Source organism: Microbacterium sp. NPDC079176 (assembly GCF_040686675.1).
In the GTDB taxonomy this organism is placed as follows: Bacteria; Actinomycetota; Actinomycetes; order Actinomycetales; family Microbacteriaceae; genus Microbacterium.
Genome location: NZ_JBFBLM010000001.1, coordinates 806,252 through 830,591 on the forward strand (window position 1 = coordinate 806,252; position 24,340 = coordinate 830,591).

The following is a 24,340-nucleotide window of genomic DNA, read 5'->3' on the forward strand; positions in this document are numbered from 1 at the left end:
CACCATGTTCGATCTCGAAGTGATCTCGCCGATCCTGCTGTGGACGGCGATCGCGATCTATGCGGCGGCCTTCGTGGCCTACGCCTTCGACCTCGCCCGTCGGTCGCAGCTGTCCGCGGACGCGGCGACCGTGCAGGAGTTCGAACTCGTCGGAGCCGGAACCCGCTCGCGCGGCGGCAAGGCGGCGACGGCTGCCGCGGTATCCGGCTCCGAGGCCGCGCCTCAGCGCTTCGTGATGGCCCGCATCGGGACCTCGCTGACCGTGCTCGCGTTCATCTTCCATTTCGCCGCCACGCTCACCCGTGGTCTCGCGGCCGGGCGAGTGCCGTGGGCCAACCTCTACGAATTCGCGATGATGGGAACGCTGCTGATCGTCGCCGTGTTCCTGGTGGTGCTGACGCGCATCGATCTGCGCTTCCTCGGCACGTTCATCACGGGTCTGGTCGTCGTGCTGCTGGGTCTCTCCGCCACGAACTTCTACGTCGACGTCTCGCCCCTGATGGACCCGCTGAAGAGCGTGTGGCTGGTGATCCACGTCTTCGTGGCCTCGCTCGGCACCGCGTTCTTCGCTCTGGCCTTCGCCCTCTCGGTGATCCAGCTGATGCAGTCGCGTCGCGAGCGCCTCATCTCCGAGGGCGCGGAGAAGACCGGCCCCGGATTCCTGCGCACGTTCCCCGGGTCCGAGCGGCTCGAGAGCATGGCCTACCGCTTCACGATCATCGGCTTCATCCTCTGGACGTTCACGCTGATCGCCGGCTCCATCTGGGCCTACTACGCCTGGAGCCGCTTCTGGGGCTTCGACGTCAAGGAGACCTGGACCTTCGTCATCTGGGTTCTCTACGCCGGGTACATCCACGCTCGCGCGACGCGCGGCTGGCGCGGCAACCCCTCGGCGTGGCTGGCGATCGTCGGCTTCTCGGCCGTGCTCTTCAACTTCACGATCGTCAACGTCTTCTTCAAGGGTCTGCACGCATACTCGGGCCTCAGCTGAGCGCCCGAGCGCGGCTCATCTGAACGAGCGCAGTCCGAAGGGGATGACCTCGGAGTGCTCGGCTCCGTCTTCGTACCATACGAGCTCGACTTCGCTGATGGTCTCGGCGGGGCGCGAGCTGAGCGAGCGCCGCGACTTGTGCGACAGCTCCGTCCACGCCGCGGGCGCGAGCGTCTTCGCATAGATCACCGACAGGTGGAACGTCCAGTCGTCCGTGCTGCGCTCGTCGAGACGGCGGAAGTCCGTTCCCTCGAGCGCTTCGCTGAGTGTGGAGTACGCCGACACGATGGATGCGGTGCGCCGCAGCCGCAGGATGACGACCTGCCAGGGTGCGGGGAACACGTCGACGGCCTCCGCGACGACCTCGATCGGACGCTGCGCCACCGCCCACTCGCGGATCAGCGCGAGCAGCTCTTCGCGGCGCTCGGGCTCATGGAACGCGCGCAGGGTGACGTGCTCGGTGTGCGGGTGCGGAGCATCCATCCGGCCGAGCGCCGACCTCTGCTCGGCCCGGTACACGTCCGACACGGCCCGCGTGGGTCGCAGCACGAGATACTGCTGTCCCTCGAGTGACTCGAGCTGGGCGGGAGAGGTCATGAAGGGGCGACGCATCCTCTGATCGTACGTGCGCGGGCACACGTCCGAATACCGTTCGATCGCGAGCGGGCACGGATTCGGAGCGGATACAGGACGCGCCGCGCATCGTGATCGATGCGCGGCGCGTCCTGCGTCGTGGTCCGAAGCGGTGCTCGGTGGGGTGGTTCACGCCGTCGCGAGGGCCGCCTTCACGGAGGTGGTGCGCCGCAGTGCCACCGCGACGGTGGTCGCGACGAGCGACAGCACGCCCCAGACGATGAGGGCTGCGGCTGCGCCTCCGTTCGCGGTGATCAGCCCGGCGAACGCGGGGGAGGTCGGCAGCGATGCGCCGAGATCCGCCAGCCATCCCGGCACGGTCGAGATCAGACCGGTCGCGATCGCGAGCACGCCGACGAGCGCGCTGACCCAGCGGCCGACGCCGCCGAAGACCGCGACGAGTGCCTGGTTCACGGCCGCGAAGGCGACCCCGGCGAGCACGGCGATTCCTGCGAAGGCCCACCAGGCCGCGGCGTCGTATCCGGCGACGATCTGCACGATGAGCGACACCAGCAGACCCTGGGCTGCACCGATGGCGGCAGCCGGGGCGAAGGCGCGCAGGGCGAGTCCGGCCGACGAGCGTCGGGAGGTCAGGGTGCGCGCGGTGTAGGCCCGCATGACCAGGAACGAGGCGAGAGACCCGAACCACAGCACCACGGCGGCGAGCAGCGGAATCGCGGTCGGGCCGAAGATCGTGGCGCCGTCGGCGCCCTTGGACGCCACCGGATCGGCGATCACCGACGCGAGCGAGGTCGACTCGGAGTCGCTGAACGAGGGGAGCGAATCGGATGCGGTGCGCAGGCCGCCCGCGAGATCGCCGGTTCCCGTGGCGAGGGTGTCGAGGCCGGTCGCGAGCTCGCCGGCCCCGGTCGCGAGCTCGGTCGCTCCGTCCGACAGCTGGGATGCCCCCGTCGCCAGTGCTCGTGCACCGCTCGCCGATTCGTCGAGACCCTGCGACGCCAACTGGTTCAGACCGTCCGCGAGACCCGTCGCCCCCGCACCCGCCTCGCCGAGCTGGGCCGCGAGAGTGGTGAAGGCGCCCGGGAGAGTCGCGATCTGGGGAGAGACGGTCGTGAGGTACCCCGATGCGGTTCCGGCCGACGTCGCGGCATCCGCAGCGTTCGCGGCCTCGGCGGCGAGCTCGGCGCACAGATCACCGGAGGTCATGGGGTCACAGCTCGCGGCCATCGCGCCGAGGCGCTGAGCAAGCCCGGCGGTCTGGGTGGCGGTATCCGTCGCGGCCGCGGTCCCGGTCTCGACAGCCCCCACCAACGCGGGCATCTGACCGGCCTGATTCTGCAGCTCCGTCGCGCCTGCGGTCAGCCCGGTGCCGATCTGGCTCGCGCCGTTCGCGGCCTCGCGGGTCTTCGACGCGAGTGTGTCGAGCCCGGATGCCAAGGAGGATGCGCCGTTTCCGAGCTCCGTGGCACCGGAGGCGAGCTGAGTCGCGCCGTCGGGGATCGCCGCGGCTCCCGTGGCCGCATCCCGCGCGCCGGTGGCGAGTTCGGCGGCGCCGTCCGCGGCCTCACCGATCTGGTCTCCGATCGTGGTGAAGCCGACGAGGATGTTCTCCGTCGTCGCCTCCGACAGCAGTGTGCCCATGCTCGAGGCCGCCACGTTCGCGATCTGACTCGTGATCAGGTCATCGGCGACGAGCCCGTCCTCCGGGGTGGTGACCTGGATCGTGGCCTGCTCCGCGTCGCCGCCGCCGTCCGAGATCGCCTGCCCCGCCGAGGTCGCTGCGGCCGAGAACTCCTCGGGGATCGTGATGACGGCCTGATACGAGCCGTCGGCGAGACCGTCGGCGGCGTCGTCCTCGTTCGAGATCACCCAGGTGAGGTTGGAATCGAGCTCGTCCGATCCTTCGACGAGCCCCGAGGCGAGCTGTCGACCGAGCGGAGTGAGCTGCCCGTCGATCTCGACGGGCTCGTCGAGGTTGACGATCGCCGCGGTCATCGACTCGAGACGCTCGGTGGGATTCTGCAGGGCAGCGACCAGGATGCCGCCCACGGCCGCGGGAAGCAGCAGGACGCCGAGGATCGTCAGCCACGTGATGGGCTTGCGCGAACGGGCGCGTTCGATGGGGAGGGTCATGCGTTCACCTCGGTCGATTCGGTGGTGCCGTCAACGATGCGGGACACCGGGGACTCGGATTGCGACTGTGCGGCTGGCGCGTCGATGTCGATCGTGTCAGCCGATGAACGGCCGGCATCGGCCAGGATCTCCAGGGCCGCCTGAGGATCGAGCGCGGTGAGCAGCATCGCCGTCGTGCTGCGGGAGTCGCGCAGTCGCGCCGCGAGCTGATCGCGTTCGGGGCGGGAGAGCCGGTCGGCTCCGTCGATCACCACGAGAGCCGGCCGTCCGCGCAGTGCCTCGGCGAGGTCGGCCGACAGGCTCGCGGCATCCACGGGCATGACCGCTCCGACATGCGCCCGCACCCACGCGGATCGACCGGGCAGAAGATGGCCTGCGACCCGGAGGCGGCCGTCGTCCGCAGTCGCCCGCCCGGCGATCGTCAGAGCGAGCGCGCGCAATGCGCCGGCTGACGATCCGGTGAGCACGGCGGCGGCGCCGGGAGCGAGCCGGATGTGGAGCCGGTCGATGCCGGCATCCGCGAGCACGAGGTCGTCGGCGGCGACGATCGAGTCATCGCCCGGCCAGCCCGCCAGGTGACGCTCGCGTTCGACCGCCTCTCCTTCGATGTCGACGCTCGGGAGGATCCGCTCCAGCCAGGCCGGGATCTCCCATGCGCGTTCCCCGAGGATGGCCATGAGTGCAGGGATCAGCGTCATCCTCACCAGGAACGCGTCGATCGCGATGCCGGCCGCAAGGCCCAGCGCGATCGGCTTGAGCGACGAGTCGCCTTCGGGGACGAACGCCACGAAGACGGCGAACATGATGAGGCCGGCAGCGGTGACGACCTTCGCCGATCCCGTGAAGCCGCTGCGCACGGCACGCAGTGCTGCGGCTCGGCGAGTCGCGCGATCGGGGCTCCTGCCGTCGGGATCGTGCACGAAGTCCTCGCGCATCCGAGACACCAGGAACACCTGGTAATCCATCGCGAGCCCGAACAGCACACCCATCAGGATGATCGGCATGAAGCTGATGATCGGACCGACCTTCGCGACATGGAGGGCGTCGGCGAACCAGCCCCACTCGAACACGGCTCCCACGATGCCGAACGCGGCGACGATCGAGAGCAGATAGCCGGCGGCTGCCGTGACCGGCACCCAGAGTGAGCGGAACACGATCGTGAGCAGGATCAGGGACAGGCCGATGACGAAGATGCCGAACGGGAGAAGGGCGTTGCCCAGCTGGTCGGAGATGTCGATGCCCACCGCGGTGAACCCGGTCACCTTCAGGTCGATGCCGAACTCGTCGAGCCACTCGTCGTGGTGCGAGCGCAGCTCTCGCACGAGATCGGCCGTCGCGGGGTCATCGGGTGCGGTCTCGGGGATGATCTGCACGATGCCGGTGTCTGCGGTCTCGTTCGGGGTGGCGAGGGCGACCTCCTTGACCCCGTCGATCTGGGCGACCTCGTCGCCGAGATCCTCCATCAGGGTCAGCGGATCGGTCGACGTGACGATCGTGCCCGTCAGGATCAGCGGTCCGTTGAACCCGGGACCGAACTGCTCACCGACCAGGTCGTAGCTCTGCCGCGCTTCGGAGTCCTGCGGCAGCACGCCCGCGTTGGGCAGCGCGAGATTCAGGCTGAGGGCGGGCACGGCGACGATGCCGAGCCCGAGCACGACGGCCAGGGATACGAGGATCGGACGCCGGGTGACGCCGGTCACCCAGCGCTCGCTGAAGCGACGGCGCTGCGCGGGGGCTGCCTTGCCCTTCTTCGCCTTCGGAGCCCGGCGCGGTCGACCGGCGACGCGGCCCTTCATGAAGCCGAGCAGAGCGGGGGTGAGCGTCACGGCGATGGCGACGGCGACCGCGACGGCGGCGGAGGCCGCGATGCCCATCGTCGTCAGGAACGGGATGCCCGCGAACCCGAGTCCGATCAGGGCGATCAGCACGGTCACGCCCGCGAACACCACCGCCGAGCCTGCCGTGCCTACAGCCCGCGCTGTCGACTCCTCGGGGTCGACTCCCTCGCGGACCTGATCCTGGTGCCTGGCCATGATGAACAGTGCGTAGTCGATTCCGACGGCGAGCCCGAGCATCAGGGCGAGGAGGGGAGTGGTCGACGAGACCGTGGCGAAGGCGGTGGCGGCGAAGATGCCGGCCATCGAGATGCCCACACCGAGCACGGCCGTGAGCAGCGGGAGCCCTGCGACGACGAACGAGCGGAACGTGACGATCAGCACCAGCAGCGCGATCAGCAGACCCACGGCCTCGGTGAGCGTGACGCCGGGGATGGAGGTGGCGAAGAGCTCTCCGCCGAGGGAGGTCTGTGATCCGTCCGGCAGCTCGTCGGCGAGTTCGGCCACGACGGCTCGCAGGTCATCCTGCGTCTCCGCCGAGACATCGCTGGCCTGGCCGTCGAACTGCAGGCGGATGATACCGGCCGTCTCGTCGTCGTTGATCATGCCGCTGACCATCTCGTCGAACGGGGAGGTCGCCGAGAGTACCGAGTCGTCGAGGTCGGCGAGCTGGTGGACGGCATCCTCGATGTCGGTCTTATATGCGTCATCCGTGATCGAGTCGCCGTCGGCGGCGACCACGATGATCTGCGCGCTGGTGCCGCTGACCGCGGGGAACGAGCGGTTGAGCTGCTCGAGGCCGGCCTGGGACTCGGTGCCCGGGATCGAGAAGGAGTTGTCCGTGCCAGCCCCGAGGACGAGGGCGCCGGCCCCCGCGATGCCGAGGGCGAGCAGCCAGGAGACGAGAACGCGCCACGGGTGCCGGTAGGACCAGCGACCGAGCGAGGACAGGAGTGTGGACACGAGGCTCCTCAGGGAATACGGGCTGGATACACAGGTGTATCCAATACATACCTGTATCGTAAGGTGGTCCGAGCCCCGGAGTCTGTGTGCGGGGTGTGAGAATGAGAGGCAGGAGGATTCGATGACGACACCCGCCACCCGCAGCCGGGAGAACACGCGAGCCCGGCTTCTCGATGCGGCCGCGCAGGTCTTCGCCGAGGTCGGCCTCGACGGCGCCTCCGTCGAAGCGGTCTGCGATCGCGCCGGGTTCACCCGCGGCGCGTTCTATTCGAATTTCGAGTCGAAGGACGAGCTCTTCCTCGTGCTCGCCGGCAGCGTCGGCGAGCAGCGCGTCAATGCGGTGCGTGACCGCGTCGACGAGATCGCCGCCGAGGGCGGTCTGTCAGAGGGATGCGACCCGGTCGAGCTCGTCCAGCGGATCATGGACGCGGGCGGCGATGACCGCCTCGGCGTCATGCTGATGAGCGAGATCCGGATCCGTGCTCTGCGTGACCATCAGTTCGGCGCTGCCTACCTCGTGCAGGAGCGCGAGATGGTGTCGAGCATCGCCGTGATCATCATGGACATCGTCTCGGTGAGCTCGCTCGAGCTGAAGGTTCCCGCCGAAGAGGCCGCGCGCATGCTCATGATCATCTGGGAGGGCATGACCGTTCGCGGAGCGATGGCCGGTCAGGACTCCGACCAGCTGCGGCATTCCAGCGGCGAGGAGCTGGGGCGCCTCGTGCAGCTGCTGCTCGCGGAGTGACCTCGCAGACGAACGGCGGTCAGCGCGCGTCGAGCACGGCGTAGCACCGCGTGAGGCGATCGAGCCACCAGTCCCGTCGGTCGTCCGAGGCGGCGAGCCGCGCCAAAGCATCGGGATCCGGGGTGACCCGAGCTGCCGGGATCGAGCCGTCCACCGGGCGCAGGTCGGCGACATCGTCGAGGAACAGGGATGCCGTGCCGAGCCCGCAGTCGTAGTCGAGAGTCGGCAGGGCGGCGGCGAGCGCCGCACCCTGGGAGAGTCCGATCGCGGTGTCGAGCGCGCTGGAGACCACGACGGGCAGGCCCGCGGCGGTGATGATCTGCAGCGCATGCGTGATGCCCCCGAGCGGCTGCGCCTTGATGACGAGCAGGTCGGCGGCCTTCTCGCGCGCGACCGCGAGCGGGTCGGAGGACTTGCGGATGCTCTCGTCGGCGGCCACCGGAATGCCCATGTACTTCACCCGGGTGCGCAGTTCGGCGAGCTCCGGCACTGTCGCGCACGGCTGCTCGACGTACTCGAGATCGAACTCGTTGAGCGCATGCACGGCGTGCTCGGCCTCGTCGACGTTCCACAGGCCGTTGGCATCGACGCGGATGCGACCCTCCGGCCCCATGGCCTCGCGCACGGCCCGCACACGGGCGATGTCGTCTGCGAGCGTCTGCCCGGGTTCCGCGACCTTGACCTTGGCGGTGCGGCAGCCGGCGAAGCGGGCCAGCACTTCGGCGACCTGCGCCGCCTCGACAGCCGGGATGGTGGCGTTCACGCCGATGCGCTCGCGGAGAGGTTCGGGCTGCGTCCTCCAGGCGAAGTCGATCGCCGCCGCGAGCCAGGTGGCCGACTCGAGATCGTCGTACTCGACGAACGGAGAGAATTCCGCCCATCCCTCCGGCCCTTCGACGAGCAGCGCCTCTCTCTTGTCGACCCCGCGGAAGCGGGTGTGCATCGGAAGCGAGACGACCCTGGCCGAGCCGAGCAGATCTGCGAGCGGTGGGAGCATGTGCTCATTCTGCTCTGTCGGCGCCTCGTCGGGGATCCGCCGTGCCGACGGGTCCGCCTCAGCGCAGGCGCTTCTGCAGTTCGCCCATCCGCTCGCTGGGGCGGAACCCGAGCGCGGTGTTGACGGCGAGCATGTGCGCGTTCGACTCGGCGTTGTAGGTGTAGACGGCGCGGGTCTGCGGCGCCTCCCTCTGCAGCATCCGCAGGTTGGCTGCCTTGACCGCGATGCCGAGCCGGTGCCCCCGGTCCGCGGTGCGCACGAGCGTGCCCCACTGATAGGCGTTGCCGTCGTCGGTCGACACGACGAGCTGCGAATACGCCGCGGCCTCGCCGTCGGCCGCGAGGGCGATGGCCCCGAACGACACGCGCCTCTGTCGGTCGAGCAGTTCCTCACTCTCGCGGATGCTGTCGACATCGGGTCTCTGAGGTTCGATGGCGAGTTCGCCGGTCGGGGCTTCGGTCTCGAGGGCGGCGTCGAGGATCGTCCAGCGTTCCACGACCTCATCGGGGATGCGGCCGACCCAGCTGCGGATCTCGTACGGAGCGATCGCCGATGCGATGTCGCTCTCGATCCGGTCGAGCAGTGCGGGGTCGACCGGGAGGTCGAGCCTGCTCTGCACGTCGCCGAGGGCCAGGCTGTAGCCGCGGGCGCGTGCGAACTCACGCCCCGGCGATCCGGCACCTTCCGAACCGAGTGCGTGGCGCCACGACGTCGCCCCCTGCGCGATCGTCCGACCGGACGCCGTGACCTCTGCCTCGAGGAACGCGAGGGCCTCGGAGCCGATGCCGCGCCGTCGGTGCTCGGGCGGCACGCTGATCGCGAGATGGGCGACGTGGGTGTTGTCCTTCAGGGGGAGCGCGAGGCTCGCGGAGCCGACGATCCGGTCGGCGTGGCGCAGCAGATAGGCGCGTCGATCGACGACGGCCGACTCCTGCTGCAGCTCGCTGCGCGACTCCTCGAGCGACCACACGACGGCATCCGCGCCGCGATCCGCGCGTTCGGCGGTGGCGTACGCATCCCACCACGCATCGACGGACCGGTCATCGGTCGCGTAGATGCGGAGGATCTCGATCGCCATGCGACCACCGTACGCGCCTTGTCCCTCACATAAATGTGTGATTGACAATGGTGTGTGACGCACAGTAATGTGATCGACATGAACGAGACCCTCGACACGCATCTGCAGGAACTGCGCCGCGGCACCGTGGTGCTGGCGTGCCTGCAGCTGCTGCGCACGGCGGGGTACGGCTACGGGCTGCTCGAAGACCTCGAGCGCCGCGGCTTCGCCACCGATGCGAACACGCTGTACCCGCTGCTTCGGCGTCTCGAGAAGCAGGAGTACCTGACGAGCGAGTGGAACACCGACGAGGCGCGGCCCCGCAAGTTCTACCGCACATCGGAAGCCGGCATCCGGCTCGCCGACACCCTGACCGAAGAATGGCGATCGCTCACGACGGCGATCGCGACCCTCACAGCTGAGGAGAACTGACATGCCCTCGACAGCCACGCTCACCGAGCGATACATCAGCGCCACGATCCGCAGCCTCACACCCGAGGTGCAGGACGACGTCCGCGCCGAGCTCGAAGGATCCATCGCCGACGCGATCGACGCGAGACTCGAACAGGGGGACGACCCGGCCGAGGCCGAACGGGCGGTCCTCACAGAGCTGGGCGACCCCGGCGTCCTCGCCGCCGGCTACGCCGACCGGCCGCTGCACCTGATCGGACCCCGGTACTACCTCGCGTGGTGGCGGCTGCTCAAGCTGCTGCTCATCATCGTGCCGGTGTGCGCGATGGGCGGTGTCGCGATCGCGCAGGCGATCGAGCGCGCACCCATCGGAACGATGATCGGCGCCGCCGTCACGGTCGGCATCTCGGTCATCGTGCACGTCTGCTTCTGGGTGACCCTGGTCTTCTTCATCCTCGAGCGCACCGGAGCGGACACCGGGGTGAAGTGGGACGTCGACCAGCTGCCCGAGCCGACCCAGAACGGAGCCGGCAGGGCGGATGCGATCGCGTCGCTCGTGTTCCTCGTGCTGGGGGTGGGCGCGGTCTTCTGGGACGCATTCATCGGCTTCTTCCCGACGGAAGGAGCTCCGATCGCGATCCTGAACCCGGGTCTGTGGCCCTGGGGGATCACGTTCTTCCTCGGGCTCTTCGTCGCCGAGGCGCTGCTGACGGTGGTGGTCTACGCTCGCCGCCGCTGGACGATCGCCGCCGCTGCGGTCAACACCCTGCTCGCGGCGGTGTTCGCCGTCTGGTCGCTGACGCTGCTGGTGCAGGGCGAGCTGCTCAACCCCGAGTTCCTCCGCTTCGTCTTCACCGACAACGGCGTGACCGATGAGACGATGCGCATCCTGACCGTGATCACCGGGTTCGCCCTCATCGCGTTCCCGATCTGGGACATCGTCGACGGCTGGATCAAGACCGCTCGCGCTCGCCGCGGCTGATCACCGCACGCAGACGGCGTCGCCTCTTCGGGGCGACGCCGTCTCCGTGTGCAACCCGGGCGGGAATAGGCTGGATGCTGTGACCAGCGCATTCGTCTCAGACCTGTTCGACCCGGACGAATGGGTGCTCGCGCCCGGTGCCGAGGACTACACCGACATCACCGCCCACGTGAGCACGGACGGCGGAGTCGCGCGCATCGCGTTCAACCGCCCCGAGGTGCGCAACGCCTTCCGCCCGCACACGGTCGACGAGCTCTACCGGGCACTCGACGACGCACGGCAGAACCCCCGCATCGGCGCGGTCCTCCTCACCGGCAACGGACCGAGTCCGAAGGACGGCGGGTGGGCGTTCTGCTCGGGCGGCGACCAGCGCATCCGCGGCCGCGACGGATACAAGTACTCCGATGACGAGACGACCGTGCACGATCCGGCTCGCGCCGGTCGCCTGCACATCCTCGAGGTCCAGCGCCTCATCCGCTTCATGCCGAAGGTCGTCATCGCCGTCGTGCCGGGCTGGGCGGCCGGCGGAGGGCACTCGCTGCACGTGGTGTGCGACCTCACGATCGCCTCCGCCGAGGAGGCGCGGTTCAAGCAGACCGACGCCGATGTCGGCAGCTTCGACGCGGGGTACGGATCGGCGTACATGGCGAGGCAGACCGGGCAGAAGTTCGCGCGCGAGGTGTTCTTCCTCGCCGAGGAGTACTCGGCGCAGCGGGCGTACGAGGCCGGGGCGGTCAACCGGGTCGTGCCCCATGCCGACCTCGAGCGCGAGGCGCTGAAGATGGCGCGCACCGTGCTCACCAAGTCGCCCACGGCGATCCGCATGCTGAAGTTCGCCTTCAACGCGGTGGACGACGGGCTCGTGGGGCAGCAGGTGTTCGCGGGCGAGGCCACGCGTCTCGCCTACGGCACCGATGAAGCGGTCGAGGGCCGCGACTCGTTCCTCGAGAAGCGGGACGCCGACTGGACCTCGTTCCCCTGGCACTACTGAGCGGATCGAGACGCACATGGTCGCGCTGACACCGACGGATGCCGAGGATCCGGCCGAACTGCGGGCCGCTCTGGCGCGCGCGCTCGACGGCGGGCCGGCGCTCGGATTCGGGATGCTCGGAGACGCCCCGAAATGGGTGCCGGACGGCACGGCCGTCGTGATCGCCACCTCGGGCTCCAGCGGGGTCCCCAAGCGGGTCGCGTTGAGCGGCGAGGCGCTGCGGGCGAGTGCCGAGGCGACGGCGTCGAGAGTGGGCGGCGGGCGCTGGCTGCTCGCCCTGCCCGCCGGATACGTTGCCGGACTCCAGGTCATCGTGCGGTCTCTGATGGCAGGCACGCACCCTGTCGCGCTGAGCGGTCGGTTCTCGCCCGATTCGTTCGCCGACGCGACGCTGTCGATGCTCCGCCCGCTGCCGGGCGGTTCCGCCGGCATCCCCGAGCTGTACACCTCGCTCGTCCCCGCGCAGCTGTCGACGCTGCTCGATGCGGCAGACGACCGACCTGTGCGTGCGGCCCTTCAGGCGTACCGGGCAATCCTCGTGGGTGGCCAGGCACTGCCGGAACCGCTGCGCGACCGCGCCGCCGATCTCGGCATCCGACTCGTCCGCACCTATGGCTCCACCGAGACGAGCGGGGGATGCGTCTACGACGGCGTCCCCCTCGACACCGTCGCCGTGCGCACGGTCGACGGAGAGCTGCGCATCGCCGGTCCGATGCTCGCTGACGGCTATCTCGGCGACGGGGAGCTCACGGCGAAGAACTTCTCGCGCGACGAGCACGGCATCCGCTGGTATCACACCGGCGATCTCGGGCTCGACGACGACGGCGTCGTGCGGGTGCACGGTCGTGCCGATAACGTGATCGTCTCCGGCGGCATCAACATCTCGCTCGATCGGGTCGAGCGGTTGGTGCGCGGCGTTCCGGGTCTCACCGATGCGGTCGTGGTCGGCGTGCCGGACGAGCGATGGGGCGAGGCCTCGGTCATCGTCGCCCCGAGAGGCGAGGCGCTGCGGCGCAGCGAGGCCGAGCAGCTCGCGCACGCGAGGGATCTCGTCGCCGCCGAGCTCGGCAGGCACGCGAGACCGGCTCGGCTGATCATGGTCGACGAACTGGCCGTGCTGGCCTCAGGGAAGCCGGACCGCGAGTCGATCAGGCGGGCCGTCGCCGAACTGCACTGACGGCGGATTTCAGCGGCGAGAAGAGCACTGCCAGACTGAGCCATGGCCACCTACACCCACGGGCATCACGAGACCGTCCTCCGCTCGCACAGCAGTCGCGACATCTCCAACTCGGCGGAGTACCTCCGCCCGCACCTGACAGAGACCACCCGGCTTCTCGATGTCGGAGCGGGGCCAGGCACCATCACGATCGACTTCGCCGGCACCGTCGCCCATGTCACGGCGACCGAGATCGATGAGAACGCACTCTCGCTGTCGCGCGATCTCGCATCGCGCAGGGGACTGGACAACCTCGACTTCGCGGTCGAGGACGTGCATGCACTGACCTTCGCCGACGACAGCTTCGACGTCGTGCATGCGCACCAGGTGCTGCAGCACGTCGGCGACCCCGTGCAGGCGCTCCGGGAGATGCGTCGGGTGACGGCGCCGGGTGGTGTCGTGGGGGTGCGCGACGCCGACTACGCGGGCTTCCTCTGGTTCCCGATCCTGCCCGAGCTCGATCGATGGCTCGACCTCTATCGTCGCGCTGCCCGAGCGAACGGCGGCGAGCCCGATGCGGGGCGTCGACTGCTCGCCTGGGCGCGGGCCGCCGGATTCGACGACATCACGGCGACGTCCTCCACGTGGACATACGCGACCCCCGAGGACCGCGCATGGTGGGGCGGCATGTGGGCCGATCGCATCCTCGAGTCCGCGCTCGCCCGGCAGCTGGTCGACGGCGAGATGGCGACGCGGCGCGACCTGCAGGAGATCAGCGACGCATGGAAGCGCTGGGCCGACGACGGCGACGGCTGGTACCTCGTGCCGCACGGCGAGATCATCGCCCGCGCCTGACCGGACCGCGGATACATCTGCAGGCGGATGCGAGGCGGATGCCGTGCCGCGTAGCGTGGGGGGAGTGATCCGCCCGCTCTCCCGTACGGCGCTCGTGCTCGACATCGTCGGGGCGGCGCTGCTCTTCATCATCCTCACACCGTTCTCCGTCGTCTTCTACGGCCCGGGGGCGGTCGGCGAGGGGATCAGCGGTGCGGCGGTCGCGGCGATCGTCACCGCGGGCATCCTGATGTTCGGCGGAGTCGCGATCGGCAGGCTCGCCCCCGGACTCGCGCTCGCCGTGGCCTGGGCGGGCGCGATCGTGCAGATGCTGTCCGGATTCGGTCCGCTGCCGATCGATGTGGCGATCCTCCTTGTGCTCTACGCGACCGCCGCCTGGGGGTCCCGCGCGGTGCTGTGGTGGGGCTTCGGCTCGGCGCTGCTCGGTGCTCTGGTCTCGGCGGTCTACCTGGTCGTCGTCACGGGCGTCACCTCCGGCGCCAGCGGGTGGGATCAGCTGACGACCGGCACGCTGCTCCTGGTCGTCTCGGTGCTCGCGCTCGGATTCGCGTGGGTCTGCGGTCTGCTGTGGCGGGTGGTGCTGCGCGCGCGGAGCACCCGTTCGGCGCAGCTGAAGGCGGAGTCGCTCGCGGCGGAGGAGCAGGAGCGTGTGCGGATCGCCCGCGACATGCACGACATCGTCGCGCACTCGCTGGCCGTGGTGATCGCGCAGGCCGACGGCGCCAGGTATGCGGCCGCCGCGAAGCCCGAGATGGCCACCGAGGCCCTCGGGACCATCGCCCAGACCGCTCGCAGCGCCCTGAGCGACGTGCGTCTGCTGCTCACGCAGCTGCGCCACCGACAGGGGGACGGTCCCCAGCCGACGCTCGCAGACCTCGAGTCGCTGTTCGCGCAGGTGCGTCAGGCAGGAGTCGAGCCCCGGATCACCGTCGATCCGATGCCCCCGGGGGAGCCGCCGGGAGCCATCCAGCTCGCGGTGTACCGGATTCTCCAGGAGGCGCTCACGAACGCCATCCGTCACGGCGACGGCGCGGTCGACGTGCACCTCGCGTGGCTTCCCGACCGTGTCGACATCCAGGTGCGCAACACCGTGGGACGGGATCAGCCGCAGATCGGCGGCGGTCACGGGGTGATCGGCATGCGTGAACGGGCGCAGCTCGTCGGCGGTAGCCTTCAGGCGGAGCGCCAGGGAGCGCAGTTCGTCGTCCGCGCCTCGCTCCCGATCGGAGAAGTCGCATGATCAGGGTCGTCCTCGTCGATGATCAGGCGCTGTTCCGCGCCGGAGTCCGCATGCTGCTCGCCTCGCAGCCCGATCTCGACGTCGTCGGAGAAGCGGGCGATGGCCGCGAAGCCGTCGCTCTCGTGCACGCGACTCGACCGGACGTGGTGCTGATGGACATCAGGATGCCGGTCATGGACGGGCTCGCTGCGACCGCCGAGATCCTCGCTCAGCCCGACCCGCCGCGCATCGTCATGCTGACGACCTTCGACCTCGACGAGGCCGCCGCTCGCGCGATCCGTCAGGGGGCGAGCGGATTCCTCCTGAAGGACGCTGACCCCGAGTTCCTCCTCGCCGCGATCCGCACCGTCCACGCGGGCTCGAGCGTCATCGCCGCGTCGGCGACCCGCGAGCTGTTCGAGCACTTCGCCGAGGAGCCGAAGCCGGTGCCGGTGCAGTTCTCCGCGCTGACCGAGCGTGAGCGCGAGATCTTCGCGCTCGCCGCCCGGGGGCTCTCGAACTCCGAGATCGCCGCTCGCGAATATCTCAGCGAGGCGACCGTCAAGACCCACATCAGCCGCATCCTGACGAAGCTCACCCTCCGCGACCGGGTGCAGCTGGTGGTCTTCGCGTTCGAGCACGGACTCGCCTGACCCGATTCCTGTCCGCGGGATCATCCTTACGATGTAGGCGGATGCGCCGTCAGGCCGACGCGGCGGAGCAGCCGGCGTCCGTAGCGTCGAAGGCATGGAGATCACGACCACCGACCTCGGGCTCGCAGCCCGCGTCCAGCACCTCAAGAAGACCTACGGCGCCGGCGAGGGCACCGTCCACGCGCTGGACGACGTCAGCGTCGGCATCCGCCGCGGACAGTTCACCGCCATCATGGGACCGTCCGGTTCGGGCAAGTCCACGCTCATGCACATCATGGCCGGCCTCGACACCCCGACGCAGGGGAGGAGCTGGATCGGCGACACCGAGATCACGGAGCTCGGAGACCTCGATCTCACGATCCTGCGCCGCCGCCGGGTCGGCTTCATCTTCCAGGCGTTCAACCTCGTGCCGACGCTCACCGCCCTCGGCAACATCATGCTGCCGTTCGAGCTCGACGGGCGGCGACCCAGCGCGATCGAGAAGGCGCGCATCGACGGACTGATCCAGACGCTCGGGCTCGGATCCCGTCTGCAGCACCGACCGCATCAGCTCTCTGGGGGTCAGCAGCAGCGCGTCGCCATCGCCCGTGCGCTCGCCACGGCGCCCGATCTCGTGTTCGCCGACGAGCCCACGGGCAATCTCGATTCCCGCACGGGGCGCGAGGTGCTGCAGCTGCTGGCCACCGCGAGCCGCGAGCACGGACAGTCCATCGCCATGGTCACCCACGACGCGATCGCGGCGAGCCATGCCGACCGGGTGCTGTTCCTCGGAGACGGCCGGATCGTCGCCGACCACCCGCGCCAGAGCGCCGAGGAGATCTCGGCCTACATGCTCGCCGCCGAGGTCGCGGCATGAGCGCCGTCATCGAGTCTCCGACTCTCGCCGTCGTACCGCAGACGTCCGCGACCGGTCCGCGCCTCGCCTGGCTGCGCGACCGGGGCATGGGCGCCAGCATCCTGGTCGCAGCGCTCTCGGCCGCCTTCGGAGTGGTGCTGGTCGAGACCACGGCCTACCTCGGAGCCGTGCTGCAGGCCGACCCCTTCATCGGCGACAGCGAGACGCTCGCGTTCATCGTGGGACTGCTCTCGGTTCTGCTCACGGGCGTCGCGATGTACGTCGCCGCGATCGTCACCGCGAACACGTTCTCGACGATCATCGCCGGGCGCACGCGTCAGATCGCCCTGATGCGCCTCATCGGCGCGACCGCGAGGTCCCAGCGGGCCGTGGTCGGCCGGCAGGGCTTCGCGGTGGGGGTCATCGGCGCGGCACTCGGGCTTCTCGCCGGCCTCGTGATCGCCGCGGTCGGCGTGCAGATCGGTTCCGGACTGATCGAGAACGTGCCGCAGGGGTTCTCTCTCGCCCAGCCGTTCATCGCCTTGCCGGTCGTCGGCGTCGCGCTCACGACCTGGGCGGCGGCATGGGTGGGCTCCAGACGCGTCCTCGCCGTCACGCCGCTGCAGGCGATCGGCGGGTCGGTCGAGCGCACTCACGAAGAGCTGTCCCGCCCCGGGCGGCACATCGGCGCATGGATCCTGCTGGCTTCCGGCACCGTGCTGCTGGCGGCAGGGGTCGTCGTCGGCCTCGTGCACCCGCTCGGGGTGGTCGTCGCCTTCGTCGGCGGGCTGCTCTCCTTCACCGGACTCGCGCTCGGATCGGTGCTGTTCATGCCTCCCGTTCTGCGTCTGGTCGGGCGGATGTTCGGATCGACTGCCACGGCACGACTCGCGGCCGAGAACGCCCTCCGCTATCCCGAGCGCTCGTCGCGCATGGCGATCGGCGTCGTGATGGGGGTCACACTGGTCACGATGTTCGCGGTCGCGCTCGAATCGGTCAAGCAGATGCTGATCGGTCAGGTCGAGGGCGAGACGCCTGCAGAGTTCTTCACCCCGTTCGACGCCTTCGCATCGGTGATGATGGTGCTCGTGGCGGTGTCGGCGGTGATCGCCGCGGTCGGTCTCGTCAATCTTCTGACGATCGGCGTCGTGCAGCGTCGTCGCGAGCTCGGACTCCTCCGGTCCATCGGCCTGTCCAATGGGCAGGTGCGCCGCATGGTGCTGCTCGAGGCGGCGCACATCACGGTGGCTGCTACGCTGACCGGGTTGATCCTGGGCATCGCCTACGGATGGATCGCGGCGCAGTCGCTGCTCGGCTCCGTGCCGACCCTGCCCGACTTCGAGGCCGCCGGGCTCGTCGCACCGCACGTGCCCTGGCTGCCCGTGGTCATCATCGTCGCGGCGACCGCTGTGCTGACCCTGGTGGCTGCCGCGACGCCGACCCGCCTCGCCACCCGCGTGGCGCCCGTCGACGCACTGGCCGCCGACTGACGACGACGCCTGAGGATGCCCCGATGACCGAATCCGTCATCGGGGCATCGGCACCCGGGCGGTCGTTCTAGGCTGGACGGATGCCGTCTCCGTTCGACCAGTCCACGTATCAGGTGCGTCTCGAGTGGGGCGTCGACGGGCTCGATCGCGTCGCGCCCGCCGATGTCGTCGTCGTGGTCGACGTGCTCCGCTTCTCGTCGACGGTGGCAGACGCTGTCGCGTCGGGCTCCGCGGTCTCGCTCGACGACGCGCGTGAATGGTCCCGCAACGGTGCCGCGGTCGCCGCCCGCGCCGGCGACGCGGTCGTGCTGATCGGAAGTCTCCGCAACGCGGCGGCAGTGGCACGAGCGATCGCGACGCTGCAGGAGCGCAACCAGTCACGTACTTCCGTGAGCGTGATCGCCGCGGGCGAAGCCGACGCCGCGGGCACCGTGCGCTTCGCGGTCGAAGACCACCTGGGAGCCGGCGCGATCGTCGCCGCGCTCACCGAACTCGGCATCGACCACACGGCGCCCGATGCGGCCGTGGCCGCCGAGGGATTCCGCGCGCTGAAGAGAGCGCTGCGCCACATGGTCAGCGCGAGCGGTTCGGCGCGTGAGCTCGCGGACGGGGTCGCCGCGACCGAGCGGATGCGGGCATCCGGTGCCGCGCCGACGACGGTGTCGGACGCCGCCGAGCTCGACGCCCTGGATGTCGTCCCCGTGCTGCGTGACGGGCTCTTCGTCGCCTTCGACTGAGCGGTCTGCGGTCGTCCCCGGCGCGCAGGCCATCCCCGCTCGGGGGTGAGGCGCCTGTGGATCTCGTCCCTGCACGCGCTCGGCAACAGGCCGTGCATCCGGCACGGGTTTCGTGTTCCGCGACGTAGGGTCATGGCATGAGGTTCGTCCCCGCTTTCATCGTCGATGCCGTCCTGGTGCTCGTCTTCGCCGTGATCGGCCGTGCCTCGCACGGAGAAGATCCCGGCGGGTTCCTGCTCACCGCCTGGCCGTTCATCGTCGCCCTCCTGCTGGGTCACGTCGTGGCGGCGCTTATGCCGGCGAGGCCGCGTCGACCGTGGTCGCTGGCCTGGGGTGCCGTCGTCTGGCTCGTCACCGTGGTCGGCGGGCTGCTGCTGCGCGTCGTGGCGGGGGACACCGCGCAGATCGCGTTCATCATCGTCACGACCCTCGTGCTCGGCGTCTTCCTCGTCGGGTGGCGAGCCCTGGCAGCGCTCCTGCGTCGGCGTGCGGGGCGTGCGAGCGATGCCGGTGCGGCGCGCGGGCGGCCTGAGGAGCGGGAGGATGACGACACTCCCGTCGACCGGGACGCACCCGCCGACGCGGCAGCCTCGGAGCGAGCGCAGGAGGAACCCTCGCCCGAGGCCGATCCGGAATCAGGTCCTCACGCGCGCTGACCGCACTCTGCGGGTTCGCGGCGCTCGGGGCGGGTCGACGTCGTGCGCGGATCAGCGCGACATCTGCGCCGCGAGCCTCGTGTCGGCCGTGATCTCGCGCCGAGTCCAGTCGAACAGGTAGCGCGCGTCGTACGAGCGGGAGCACCGCGCGCACGATGTGGCGCGTGAGGGACGCCGGTGGCGGTAGGTCACGTGACCAGCGGGGCACTGGCCGACCCACGGCGCGAGTTCGACCGCCGTCTCGCCATGGTGGGTGGTTCCGCCGACGTAGCCCAGGTCTCGGGCCACGCGCTTCCAGGTCGGGCCGTGGGCCGCTTCATGACCCGCGAGGGCATGCGCCACCTCGTGCAGCAGCACCTGATGGATCTCGTCGTCCTCGAACCGCGCAGCCAGATACCGCGACACGGTGATGCGCTTCTTCGTGTAGTCGCACTGCCCCGCCCGACGCTTCGCGTGGTCGAAGCCGAATGACCAGCTGTCGTCGAGGTGCAGCGTGATCAGTGCCTCGCCCCAGACGCGCACCCGGTCAAGTTCCGCCATGCGATCAGGCTAAGCCATACCGCCGACATTGCCCCTCAGCGGGGCACCGGCGGGCGTGTGCTGCCGTCAGCCCGCGACGAGCTGCGTCGTGCGGCGCCGCTCGGCGGCTTCGATGGCTAGCAGCACCGTCTCGAGCTCTCGGTCCTCGGCCCCGGCCTCGCGGCGCAGGAAGAGGGACTGCTTGAAGCTCTCGCGAGCGGTCTCGTAGTCGCCGGCCTCGTAGGCGTTCCTGCCGTGATGGTGGTGCGCGAACGCGGCGATCGACAGCCAGCGCTGTCCCTCGGCTTCGGCGGCGCACGTCGCGAGCTCCTGCTCGGCGGCGGCGTGGGCGCCGCGGTGCTGCAGGATCGTGGCGTGCAGCACCCTCGAGCGCAGGACGTCCTTGCGTGTGCCCGCCATGCGCGACTGGCGCACGGCCTCATCGGCGAGGGGGAGCGCTTCGTCCAGACGGTCGAGGACCTTCAGCAGCCAGACCCGCTCCAGCAGTGCCGGAAGGCTCCGCTGGCTCTCGATCTCCTCCAGCCGTGCGGCGCATTCACCGAGGTCGACCAGCTCGCGAAGGCTCTCCGGGTCGTATCCCTGGATGAAACTCATTGCTCTCCTTCCGCAGCGTCCCCCGTCAAGTGTGCCTCGCGTCGGCGCAGTCGTCGGGGCGGCACGCCCCACGGCCCCGCATCCGATCTCGATCGAGGCCTCAGCGGAGGAACAGCGAGGCGTCCGGACGAGGGGAGGCGACGGCATCCGCATCGGTCACCACGCGTGCACCCTGCACGAAGGCGGTCACCTCGGCACCCTGCGCGATCTTCGCCGGATGCGGCCCCGCGGCGAGCATCCTGGGCAGCCATTCGGTGGGCAGGGGAGCCGCCGATGCGGCGATCACGAGGTTGCCGAACCTGCGCCCCTTCAGCACCTGGGTGTCGGCGAGGACGCCGATCTCGGGCAGAACCTCCGCGATCGTCGCGACCTGTCGCCGGGCGAACGCGAGGCCCGGCCCGTCGGCGACGTTCACGAGCAGCACGCCGGCGGGCGCGAGCAGTTCGGCGAGTTCGCGGTAGAACTCGATGCTAGTGAGGTGGGCCGGCGTCTGGGCTCCGGAGTAGACGTCGGACACCACCAGATCGCAGGTGCCGACGATCGCCGGGGGGAGGCGGCGGACGCCCTCGCGGGCATCTCCGATGCGGAGCCGGATGGCCGCGCCTCGCGGCAGGGGGAGGTGCTCGCGCACGAGGGTGGCCAGCGGTGCCTCGAGCTCGATCACCTGCTGCCGGGAACCGGGGCGGGTCGCCTCGATGTAGCGGGGGATCGTCAGTGCGCCCGCGCCGAGGTGCACCGCCGTCAGGGGACCGGCGGCGAGCTGGTCGATCACGGCGCCCATCCGCACGATGTACTCGAAGTGCAGGTGCGTGGGGTCATCCAGGTCGACGTGCGACTGCGGGGTGTCGTCGACGATGAGCTCGAATCCGCTGGTGAACTCCGACGGCACGATGCGGGCGATGCCTCCGTGGTCGAGACGGACCTGCGGGTGCTCGGTGTCCTTCGCTCGCGTCCTGCCCATCCTCCGAGACTACGCGCTCACTCCGCCTCGACATCGTGTGGTCGGCTCACGCGATGGGAGGATTGAGGGCTGCTGACTCGCCGCGAGTCTGCCGCGGAGGCTCGATGTTACGGCCGCATGACGTTTCCGAGAATAACTTGCAGGGAATTAGTTAGTGATGAATACTTTTTCCTACGTGGTAGGCACCCGATGCCGCCAGGACGTTCAAAGAGGAGATCCCTGATGCACAAGCGCATTCTTCCGGTCGTGGCGCTGGGCGCCGTGGCCACCCTGGGCCTGGCGGCCTGTGCCGGCGGCGGAGCCGACACCGGCGGAGCCGTCGACGGAGAGGGCCAGGAGCTCACCGTCTGGATCATGAAGGGCACGAACCCGGACGCGAGCGCGTTCTACGACGAGGTCTCGAGCGCCTTCGAAGACGAGACCGGCGCCACGGTCAAGATCGAGGAGATCCAGTGGGCGGACGCTCACGATCGCTTCGTCACGTCGATCGCCGGCGGCACCACGCCCGACATCGCCGAGACCGGAACCACCTGGACCGCGGAGTTCGCGGACGCCGGTGCCCTCGAGCCGCTCGACGAGTACGTCGACGCCGAAGACGGCCTGCGTGACGACCTCGTCGAGGGCCTCGCGGTCGCCGGCACCTACGAAGACGAGCTGTACGGCATGCCCTGGTACGCCGGAGTCCGCTCCATCGTCTACCGCACCGACGTGTTCGAGGAGCTCGGTCTCGAGGCCCCGAAGACGTGGGACGACATCGTCACCGCTGGCGAGGCCATCAAGGCCGCCAAGCCCGACATGCTGCCGTTCCCCGTCGCGGGTGACGCGGAGTTCCAGGTGTACCCCTGGGTCTGGGGCGCCGGCGGCGAGGTCGCGACCCTCGACGGCAAGACCTGGACGAGCGAACTCGACAGCAAGGAGTCGCAGGCCGGCATCGATTTCTACACCGGACTCGCGACCGAGCACGGCTTCTCCTCCGCCGGGGCCACGACCTGGAAGGAGACGGACCTCCGTGACTCGTTCACGCAGGGCAACGTCGCCATGATGCTCTCGGGCTCCTGGACCCCGAAGGCTCTGATCGAGGCCAACCCCGAGCTCGAGGGCAAGATCGGCGCCGCCGTGATCCCCGGCGAGGACGGCGGCATCGCTCCGTCCGTGCTCGGCGGCTCGCACCTGTCGGTCTTCAACACGACCGAGAACGCCGACCTCGCATGGGAGTTCGTCAAGCTGATGACCACGGGCGAGTTCGCCGAGAAGTGGGCTGACGAGACCGGATATTTCCCGGGAGTGCAGTCCGCGATGGAGGAGGCCCTGGCCTCGACCGACCCGCTCGTCGCTCCGTTCGCGCAGCAGATGGTCGAGGGCGGCGCATCCGTGCCGGTCACCCCGAACTTTGGTGCCGTTCAGGCGAAGAAGACCACCAACTCGATGATCCAGGCGATCCTCAGCGGGCAGAAGGACGTCGCCACCGCGACGAAGGACGCCGCCGCTGAGATGACCGATCTGCTCAACCAGTAAGGCTGTATCCCTTCATGTCGATGGTGCAAGCGCCACTGCCGGTCACGAAGGCGGAGTCCACCTCCGCCTCCGTGGCCGGCGGCCGGCCGCCCAAGCGGGGTTTCTCGCTGATCACGGCCCGCCCCTGGCTTCTTCTCGCCCCCGGGCTGGTCATCCTCGCGGTGCTCATGCTCTGGCCGCTCATCCAGGTCGTCATCTTCTCGCTGCAGGACTACGGTCTTCGCGAGATCAACACCGGCGAGAACAACTGGATCGGCGTCGACAATTACGTCGAGGCGCTCACCAACCCGACACTGTGGACCGTCGTCCTGCCGAACACCGTCGGCTTCGCCGCCGTCGCCGTGTTCGTCACGGTCGCGGTCGGCACGCTCGTGGCGCTGCTGCTCGCGAAGCTGGGCACGGTGTGGCGCACCATCGTCTCGAGCTGCATCATGGTGGCGTGGGCGATGCCCGCCGTCACCGGAACCTACGTCTGGACGTTCATCTTCGATGCCGACCGCGGCATCTTCAACACCGTCCTGCAGGATCTCGGCCTGATGGACGACCCGGTGAACTGGTTCACCAATCAGTGGTCGTTCTACGCGATCGTGCTGCTGAACGTCGTGCACCACGGCTTCCCGTTCGTCGCCATCACGGTGCTCGCGGGCCTGCTCGGCGTCTCGAAGGAGATGCTCGAGGCGGCCGCGCTCGACGGCGCGAACGCGTGGATGCGGTTCTGGAAGATCATCTTCCCCACTCTCAAGCCCGTCTTCTCGGTCGTGATCATCCTGTCGACGATCTGGGACTTCAAGGTCTTCGCGCAGGTCTACCTGATGCCCGGTGGAGGCGGCGGCAACCGATCGGTGCTGAACCTCGGCGTCTGGTCGTACGTCGAATCCTTCGGCCAGAACCGCTACGGCTTCGGTGCCGCGCTCGCCGTGCTGCTCACCCTCGTGCTGATCGGCATCACGATCGTGTACATCCGCTCCCTCATGAAGGAGGACGAGCTGTGAACCCCCGCCCGTCTGTCATGTCGCGCGTCGGCACCGGCATCGCGATCGCCGCCGTCCTGATCTTCACGCTGTTCCCCGTCTACTGGATGGTCTCCAGTGCGCTCGACGCCAAGGCGTCCAGCGGAGGGCAGTCGCTGCTGCCTCAGGAGTTCACGTTCGACAACTTCGCCTTCGTCCTCACCGACGGCGGTTTCGGCACCTACCTCCGCAACTCCGCGATCGTGGCTCTCGTCACCGTCCTGGTCAGCGCCCTCGTGTGTCTGCTCGCGGCTGTCGCAGTCGCCCGGTTCCGCTTCAAGTTCCGCACGACCATCCTGATGATGATCCTCGTCGTGCAGATGGTTCCGCTCGAGGCCCTCGTCATCCCGCTCTTCCTGCAGGTCAAGAGCCTCGGGCTGCTCAACAGCATCCTCGGCCTGATGGTCGTGTACGTCGCGC

The 24,340-nt window shown here is 69.4% G+C and carries 23 protein-coding genes and 1 pseudogene; 16 read left to right on the forward strand and 8 right to left on the reverse strand.

The window, feature by feature from the left end; translation table 11 throughout:
- The first annotated feature begins 4 nt into the window (after positions 1-4).
- Complete coding sequence (gene ccsB, locus AB0P11_RS03865) at positions 5-991, forward strand: c-type cytochrome biogenesis protein CcsB (protein ID WP_363519897.1); 987 nt, start codon at positions 5-7, stop codon at positions 989-991.
- A gap of 15 nt (positions 992-1,006) precedes the next feature.
- On the opposite strand, the gene AB0P11_RS03870 is transcribed toward ccsB, so the two are convergent.
- The 3 genes from AB0P11_RS03870 to AB0P11_RS03880 all read right to left on the reverse strand — a co-directional run bounded on the left by AB0P11_RS03870 (position 1,007) and on the right by AB0P11_RS03880 (position 6,516).
- A complete protein-coding gene (locus tag AB0P11_RS03870; protein WP_083569431.1) occupies positions 1,007-1,588 on the reverse strand; it encodes a 2'-5' RNA ligase family protein in 582 nt (193 codons plus the stop codon).
- A 165-nt stretch (positions 1,589-1,753) separates the two neighbouring features.
- Positions 1,754-3,718 (reverse strand): YhgE/Pip family protein, encoded by a 1,965-nt coding sequence (locus tag AB0P11_RS03875; protein ID WP_363519900.1) that lies wholly within the window; start codon positions 3,716-3,718, stop codon positions 1,754-1,756.
- Positions 3,715-6,516, reverse strand: a complete 2,802-nt coding sequence (locus tag AB0P11_RS03880) for an MMPL family transporter (protein ID WP_363519903.1) — start codon at positions 6,514-6,516, stop codon at positions 3,715-3,717. Before AB0P11_RS03880 ends, AB0P11_RS03875 begins: the two co-directional genes overlap by 4 nt.
- A gap of 121 nt (positions 6,517-6,637) precedes the next feature.
- Between AB0P11_RS03880 and AB0P11_RS03885 the strand changes: the two genes are divergently transcribed.
- Positions 6,638-7,261 (forward strand): helix-turn-helix domain-containing protein, encoded by a 624-nt coding sequence (locus tag AB0P11_RS03885; protein ID WP_363519906.1) that lies wholly within the window; start codon positions 6,638-6,640, stop codon positions 7,259-7,261.
- Positions 7,262-7,280: 19 nt separating this feature from the next.
- Here AB0P11_RS03885 and AB0P11_RS03890 read toward each other — a convergent pair whose 3' ends face one another.
- Positions 7,281-8,258 carry an o-succinylbenzoate synthase gene (locus tag AB0P11_RS03890; RefSeq protein WP_056277139.1) on the reverse strand — a complete coding sequence of 326 codons (978 nt, stop codon included), beginning with the start codon at positions 8,256-8,258 and terminating at the stop codon, positions 7,281-7,283.
- Between the two features lie 58 nt (positions 8,259-8,316).
- On the reverse strand, positions 8,317-9,336 hold the full coding sequence (locus AB0P11_RS03895) for a GNAT family N-acetyltransferase (protein WP_363519911.1): 1,020 nt from the start codon (positions 9,334-9,336) through the stop codon (positions 8,317-8,319).
- A gap of 78 nt (positions 9,337-9,414) precedes the next feature.
- Here AB0P11_RS03895 and AB0P11_RS03900 point away from each other — a divergent pair, with 78 nt between their 5' ends.
- From AB0P11_RS03900 to AB0P11_RS03950, 11 genes are all read left to right on the forward strand, one after another.
- A complete protein-coding gene (locus AB0P11_RS03900; protein ID WP_082586537.1) occupies positions 9,415-9,747 on the forward strand; it encodes a helix-turn-helix transcriptional regulator in 333 nt (110 codons plus the stop codon).
- A gap of 1 nt (position 9,748) precedes the next feature.
- The gene (locus AB0P11_RS03905) at positions 9,749-10,708 is read left to right on the forward strand and encodes a permease prefix domain 1-containing protein (protein WP_363519915.1); all 960 of its coding nucleotides are present in this window, start codon (positions 9,749-9,751) and stop codon (positions 10,706-10,708) included.
- Between the two features lie 79 nt (positions 10,709-10,787).
- A complete protein-coding gene (locus AB0P11_RS03910; protein WP_053098880.1) occupies positions 10,788-11,699 on the forward strand; it encodes a 1,4-dihydroxy-2-naphthoyl-CoA synthase in 912 nt (303 codons plus the stop codon).
- 16 nt (positions 11,700-11,715) lie between these two features.
- Positions 11,716-12,876, forward strand: coding sequence for an AMP-binding protein (locus AB0P11_RS03915; protein WP_363519918.1), 1,161 nt, complete (start codon positions 11,716-11,718; stop codon positions 12,874-12,876).
- A gap of 42 nt (positions 12,877-12,918) precedes the next feature.
- Positions 12,919-13,710, forward strand: a complete 792-nt coding sequence (locus AB0P11_RS03920; RefSeq protein WP_320491004.1) for a methyltransferase domain-containing protein — start codon at positions 12,919-12,921, stop codon at positions 13,708-13,710.
- A 43-nt stretch (positions 13,711-13,753) separates the two neighbouring features.
- Positions 13,754-14,950 carry a histidine kinase gene (locus AB0P11_RS03925; RefSeq protein ID WP_363519921.1) on the forward strand — a complete coding sequence of 399 codons (1,197 nt, stop codon included), beginning with the start codon at positions 13,754-13,756 and terminating at the stop codon, positions 14,948-14,950.
- Positions 14,947-15,582, forward strand: coding sequence for a response regulator transcription factor (locus AB0P11_RS03930; protein ID WP_053098884.1), 636 nt, complete (start codon positions 14,947-14,949; stop codon positions 15,580-15,582). The genes AB0P11_RS03925 and AB0P11_RS03930 overlap by 4 nt, the downstream gene beginning before the upstream one ends.
- A gap of 94 nt (positions 15,583-15,676) precedes the next feature.
- The gene (locus AB0P11_RS03935; RefSeq protein WP_056277163.1) at positions 15,677-16,438 is read left to right on the forward strand and encodes an ABC transporter ATP-binding protein; all 762 of its coding nucleotides are present in this window, start codon (positions 15,677-15,679) and stop codon (positions 16,436-16,438) included.
- On the forward strand, positions 16,435-17,907 hold the full coding sequence (locus tag AB0P11_RS03940) for an ABC transporter permease (protein ID WP_363519926.1): 1,473 nt from the start codon (positions 16,435-16,437) through the stop codon (positions 17,905-17,907). The genes AB0P11_RS03935 and AB0P11_RS03940 overlap by 4 nt, the downstream gene beginning before the upstream one ends.
- An 80-nt stretch (positions 17,908-17,987) precedes the next feature.
- Entirely contained in the window at positions 17,988-18,644 is a 657-nt protein-coding gene (locus AB0P11_RS03945) for a 2-phosphosulfolactate phosphatase (RefSeq protein ID WP_187250011.1), read from the forward strand.
- Positions 18,645-18,781: 137 nt separating this feature from the next.
- Complete coding sequence (locus AB0P11_RS03950) at positions 18,782-19,300, forward strand: DUF3054 domain-containing protein (protein WP_363519930.1); 519 nt, start codon at positions 18,782-18,784, stop codon at positions 19,298-19,300.
- A 51-nt stretch (positions 19,301-19,351) separates the two neighbouring features.
- On the opposite strand, the gene AB0P11_RS03955 is transcribed toward AB0P11_RS03950, so the two are convergent.
- From AB0P11_RS03955 to AB0P11_RS03965, 3 genes are all read right to left on the reverse strand, one after another.
- Entirely contained in the window at positions 19,352-19,840 is a 489-nt protein-coding gene (locus tag AB0P11_RS03955) for a SprT-like domain-containing protein (protein ID WP_053098888.1), read from the reverse strand.
- A gap of 66 nt (positions 19,841-19,906) precedes the next feature.
- Positions 19,907-20,434: a hypothetical protein gene (locus tag AB0P11_RS03960; protein WP_056277172.1), complete on the reverse strand. Its 528-nt coding sequence runs from the start codon at positions 20,432-20,434 to the stop codon at positions 19,907-19,909.
- 100 nt (positions 20,435-20,534) lie between these two features.
- Positions 20,535-21,395, reverse strand: a complete 861-nt coding sequence (locus AB0P11_RS03965; RefSeq protein WP_053098890.1) for a fused MFS/spermidine synthase — start codon at positions 21,393-21,395, stop codon at positions 20,535-20,537.
- Positions 21,396-21,617: 222 nt separating this feature from the next.
- Between AB0P11_RS03965 and AB0P11_RS03970 the strand changes: the two genes are divergently transcribed.
- The 3 genes and pseudogenes from AB0P11_RS03970 to AB0P11_RS03980 all read left to right on the forward strand — a co-directional run.
- Positions 21,618-22,910 (forward strand): sugar ABC transporter substrate-binding protein, encoded by a 1,293-nt coding sequence (locus AB0P11_RS03970; protein WP_363519935.1) that lies wholly within the window; start codon positions 21,618-21,620, stop codon positions 22,908-22,910.
- Between the two features lie 14 nt (positions 22,911-22,924).
- Positions 22,925-23,902 carry a sugar ABC transporter permease gene (locus AB0P11_RS03975; RefSeq protein ID WP_053098892.1) on the forward strand — a complete coding sequence of 326 codons (978 nt, stop codon included), beginning with the start codon at positions 22,925-22,927 and terminating at the stop codon, positions 23,900-23,902.
- Positions 23,899-24,340: pseudogene (locus tag AB0P11_RS03980) on the forward strand (carbohydrate ABC transporter permease); the annotation flags it as partial. The gene AB0P11_RS03975 and the pseudogene AB0P11_RS03980, both read left to right, overlap by 4 nt.

Excerpts from the sequence above, each read along its gene's own strand:
- ccsB (WP_363519897.1), top strand. The coding sequence starts at position 5 with ATGTTCGATCTCGAAGTGATCTCGCCGATCCTGCTGTGGACGGCGATC.
- AB0P11_RS03870 (WP_083569431.1), bottom strand. The coding sequence starts at position 1,588 with ATGACCTCTCCCGCCCAGCTCGAGTCACTCGAGGGACAGCAGTATCTC.
- AB0P11_RS03875 (WP_363519900.1), bottom strand. The coding sequence starts at position 3,718 with ATGACCCTCCCCATCGAACGCGCCCGTTCGCGCAAGCCCATCACGTGG.
- AB0P11_RS03885 (WP_363519906.1), top strand. The coding sequence starts at position 6,638 with ATGACGACACCCGCCACCCGCAGCCGGGAGAACACGCGAGCCCGGCTT.
- AB0P11_RS03890 (WP_056277139.1), bottom strand. The coding sequence starts at position 8,258 with ATGCTCCCACCGCTCGCAGATCTGCTCGGCTCGGCCAGGGTCGTCTCG.
- AB0P11_RS03895 (WP_363519911.1), bottom strand. The coding sequence starts at position 9,336 with ATGGCGATCGAGATCCTCCGCATCTACGCGACCGATGACCGGTCCGTC.
- AB0P11_RS03900 (WP_082586537.1), top strand. The coding sequence starts at position 9,415 with ATGAACGAGACCCTCGACACGCATCTGCAGGAACTGCGCCGCGGCACC.
- AB0P11_RS03905 (WP_363519915.1), top strand. The coding sequence starts at position 9,749 with ATGCCCTCGACAGCCACGCTCACCGAGCGATACATCAGCGCCACGATC.
- AB0P11_RS03915 (WP_363519918.1), top strand. The coding sequence starts at position 11,716 with ATGGTCGCGCTGACACCGACGGATGCCGAGGATCCGGCCGAACTGCGG.
- AB0P11_RS03920 (WP_320491004.1), top strand. The coding sequence starts at position 12,919 with ATGGCCACCTACACCCACGGGCATCACGAGACCGTCCTCCGCTCGCAC.
- AB0P11_RS03930 (WP_053098884.1), top strand. The coding sequence starts at position 14,947 with ATGATCAGGGTCGTCCTCGTCGATGATCAGGCGCTGTTCCGCGCCGGA.
- AB0P11_RS03935 (WP_056277163.1), top strand. The coding sequence starts at position 15,677 with ATGGAGATCACGACCACCGACCTCGGGCTCGCAGCCCGCGTCCAGCAC.
- AB0P11_RS03940 (WP_363519926.1), top strand. The coding sequence starts at position 16,435 with ATGAGCGCCGTCATCGAGTCTCCGACTCTCGCCGTCGTACCGCAGACG.
- AB0P11_RS03945 (WP_187250011.1), top strand. The coding sequence starts at position 17,988 with ATGCCGTCTCCGTTCGACCAGTCCACGTATCAGGTGCGTCTCGAGTGG.
- AB0P11_RS03950 (WP_363519930.1), top strand. The coding sequence starts at position 18,782 with ATGAGGTTCGTCCCCGCTTTCATCGTCGATGCCGTCCTGGTGCTCGTC.
- AB0P11_RS03955 (WP_053098888.1), bottom strand. The coding sequence starts at position 19,840 with ATGGCGGAACTTGACCGGGTGCGCGTCTGGGGCGAGGCACTGATCACG.
- AB0P11_RS03960 (WP_056277172.1), bottom strand. The coding sequence starts at position 20,434 with ATGAGTTTCATCCAGGGATACGACCCGGAGAGCCTTCGCGAGCTGGTC.
- AB0P11_RS03965 (WP_053098890.1), bottom strand. The coding sequence starts at position 21,395 with ATGGGCAGGACGCGAGCGAAGGACACCGAGCACCCGCAGGTCCGTCTC.
- AB0P11_RS03970 (WP_363519935.1), top strand. The coding sequence starts at position 21,618 with ATGCACAAGCGCATTCTTCCGGTCGTGGCGCTGGGCGCCGTGGCCACC.
- AB0P11_RS03975 (WP_053098892.1), top strand. The coding sequence starts at position 22,925 with ATGTCGATGGTGCAAGCGCCACTGCCGGTCACGAAGGCGGAGTCCACC.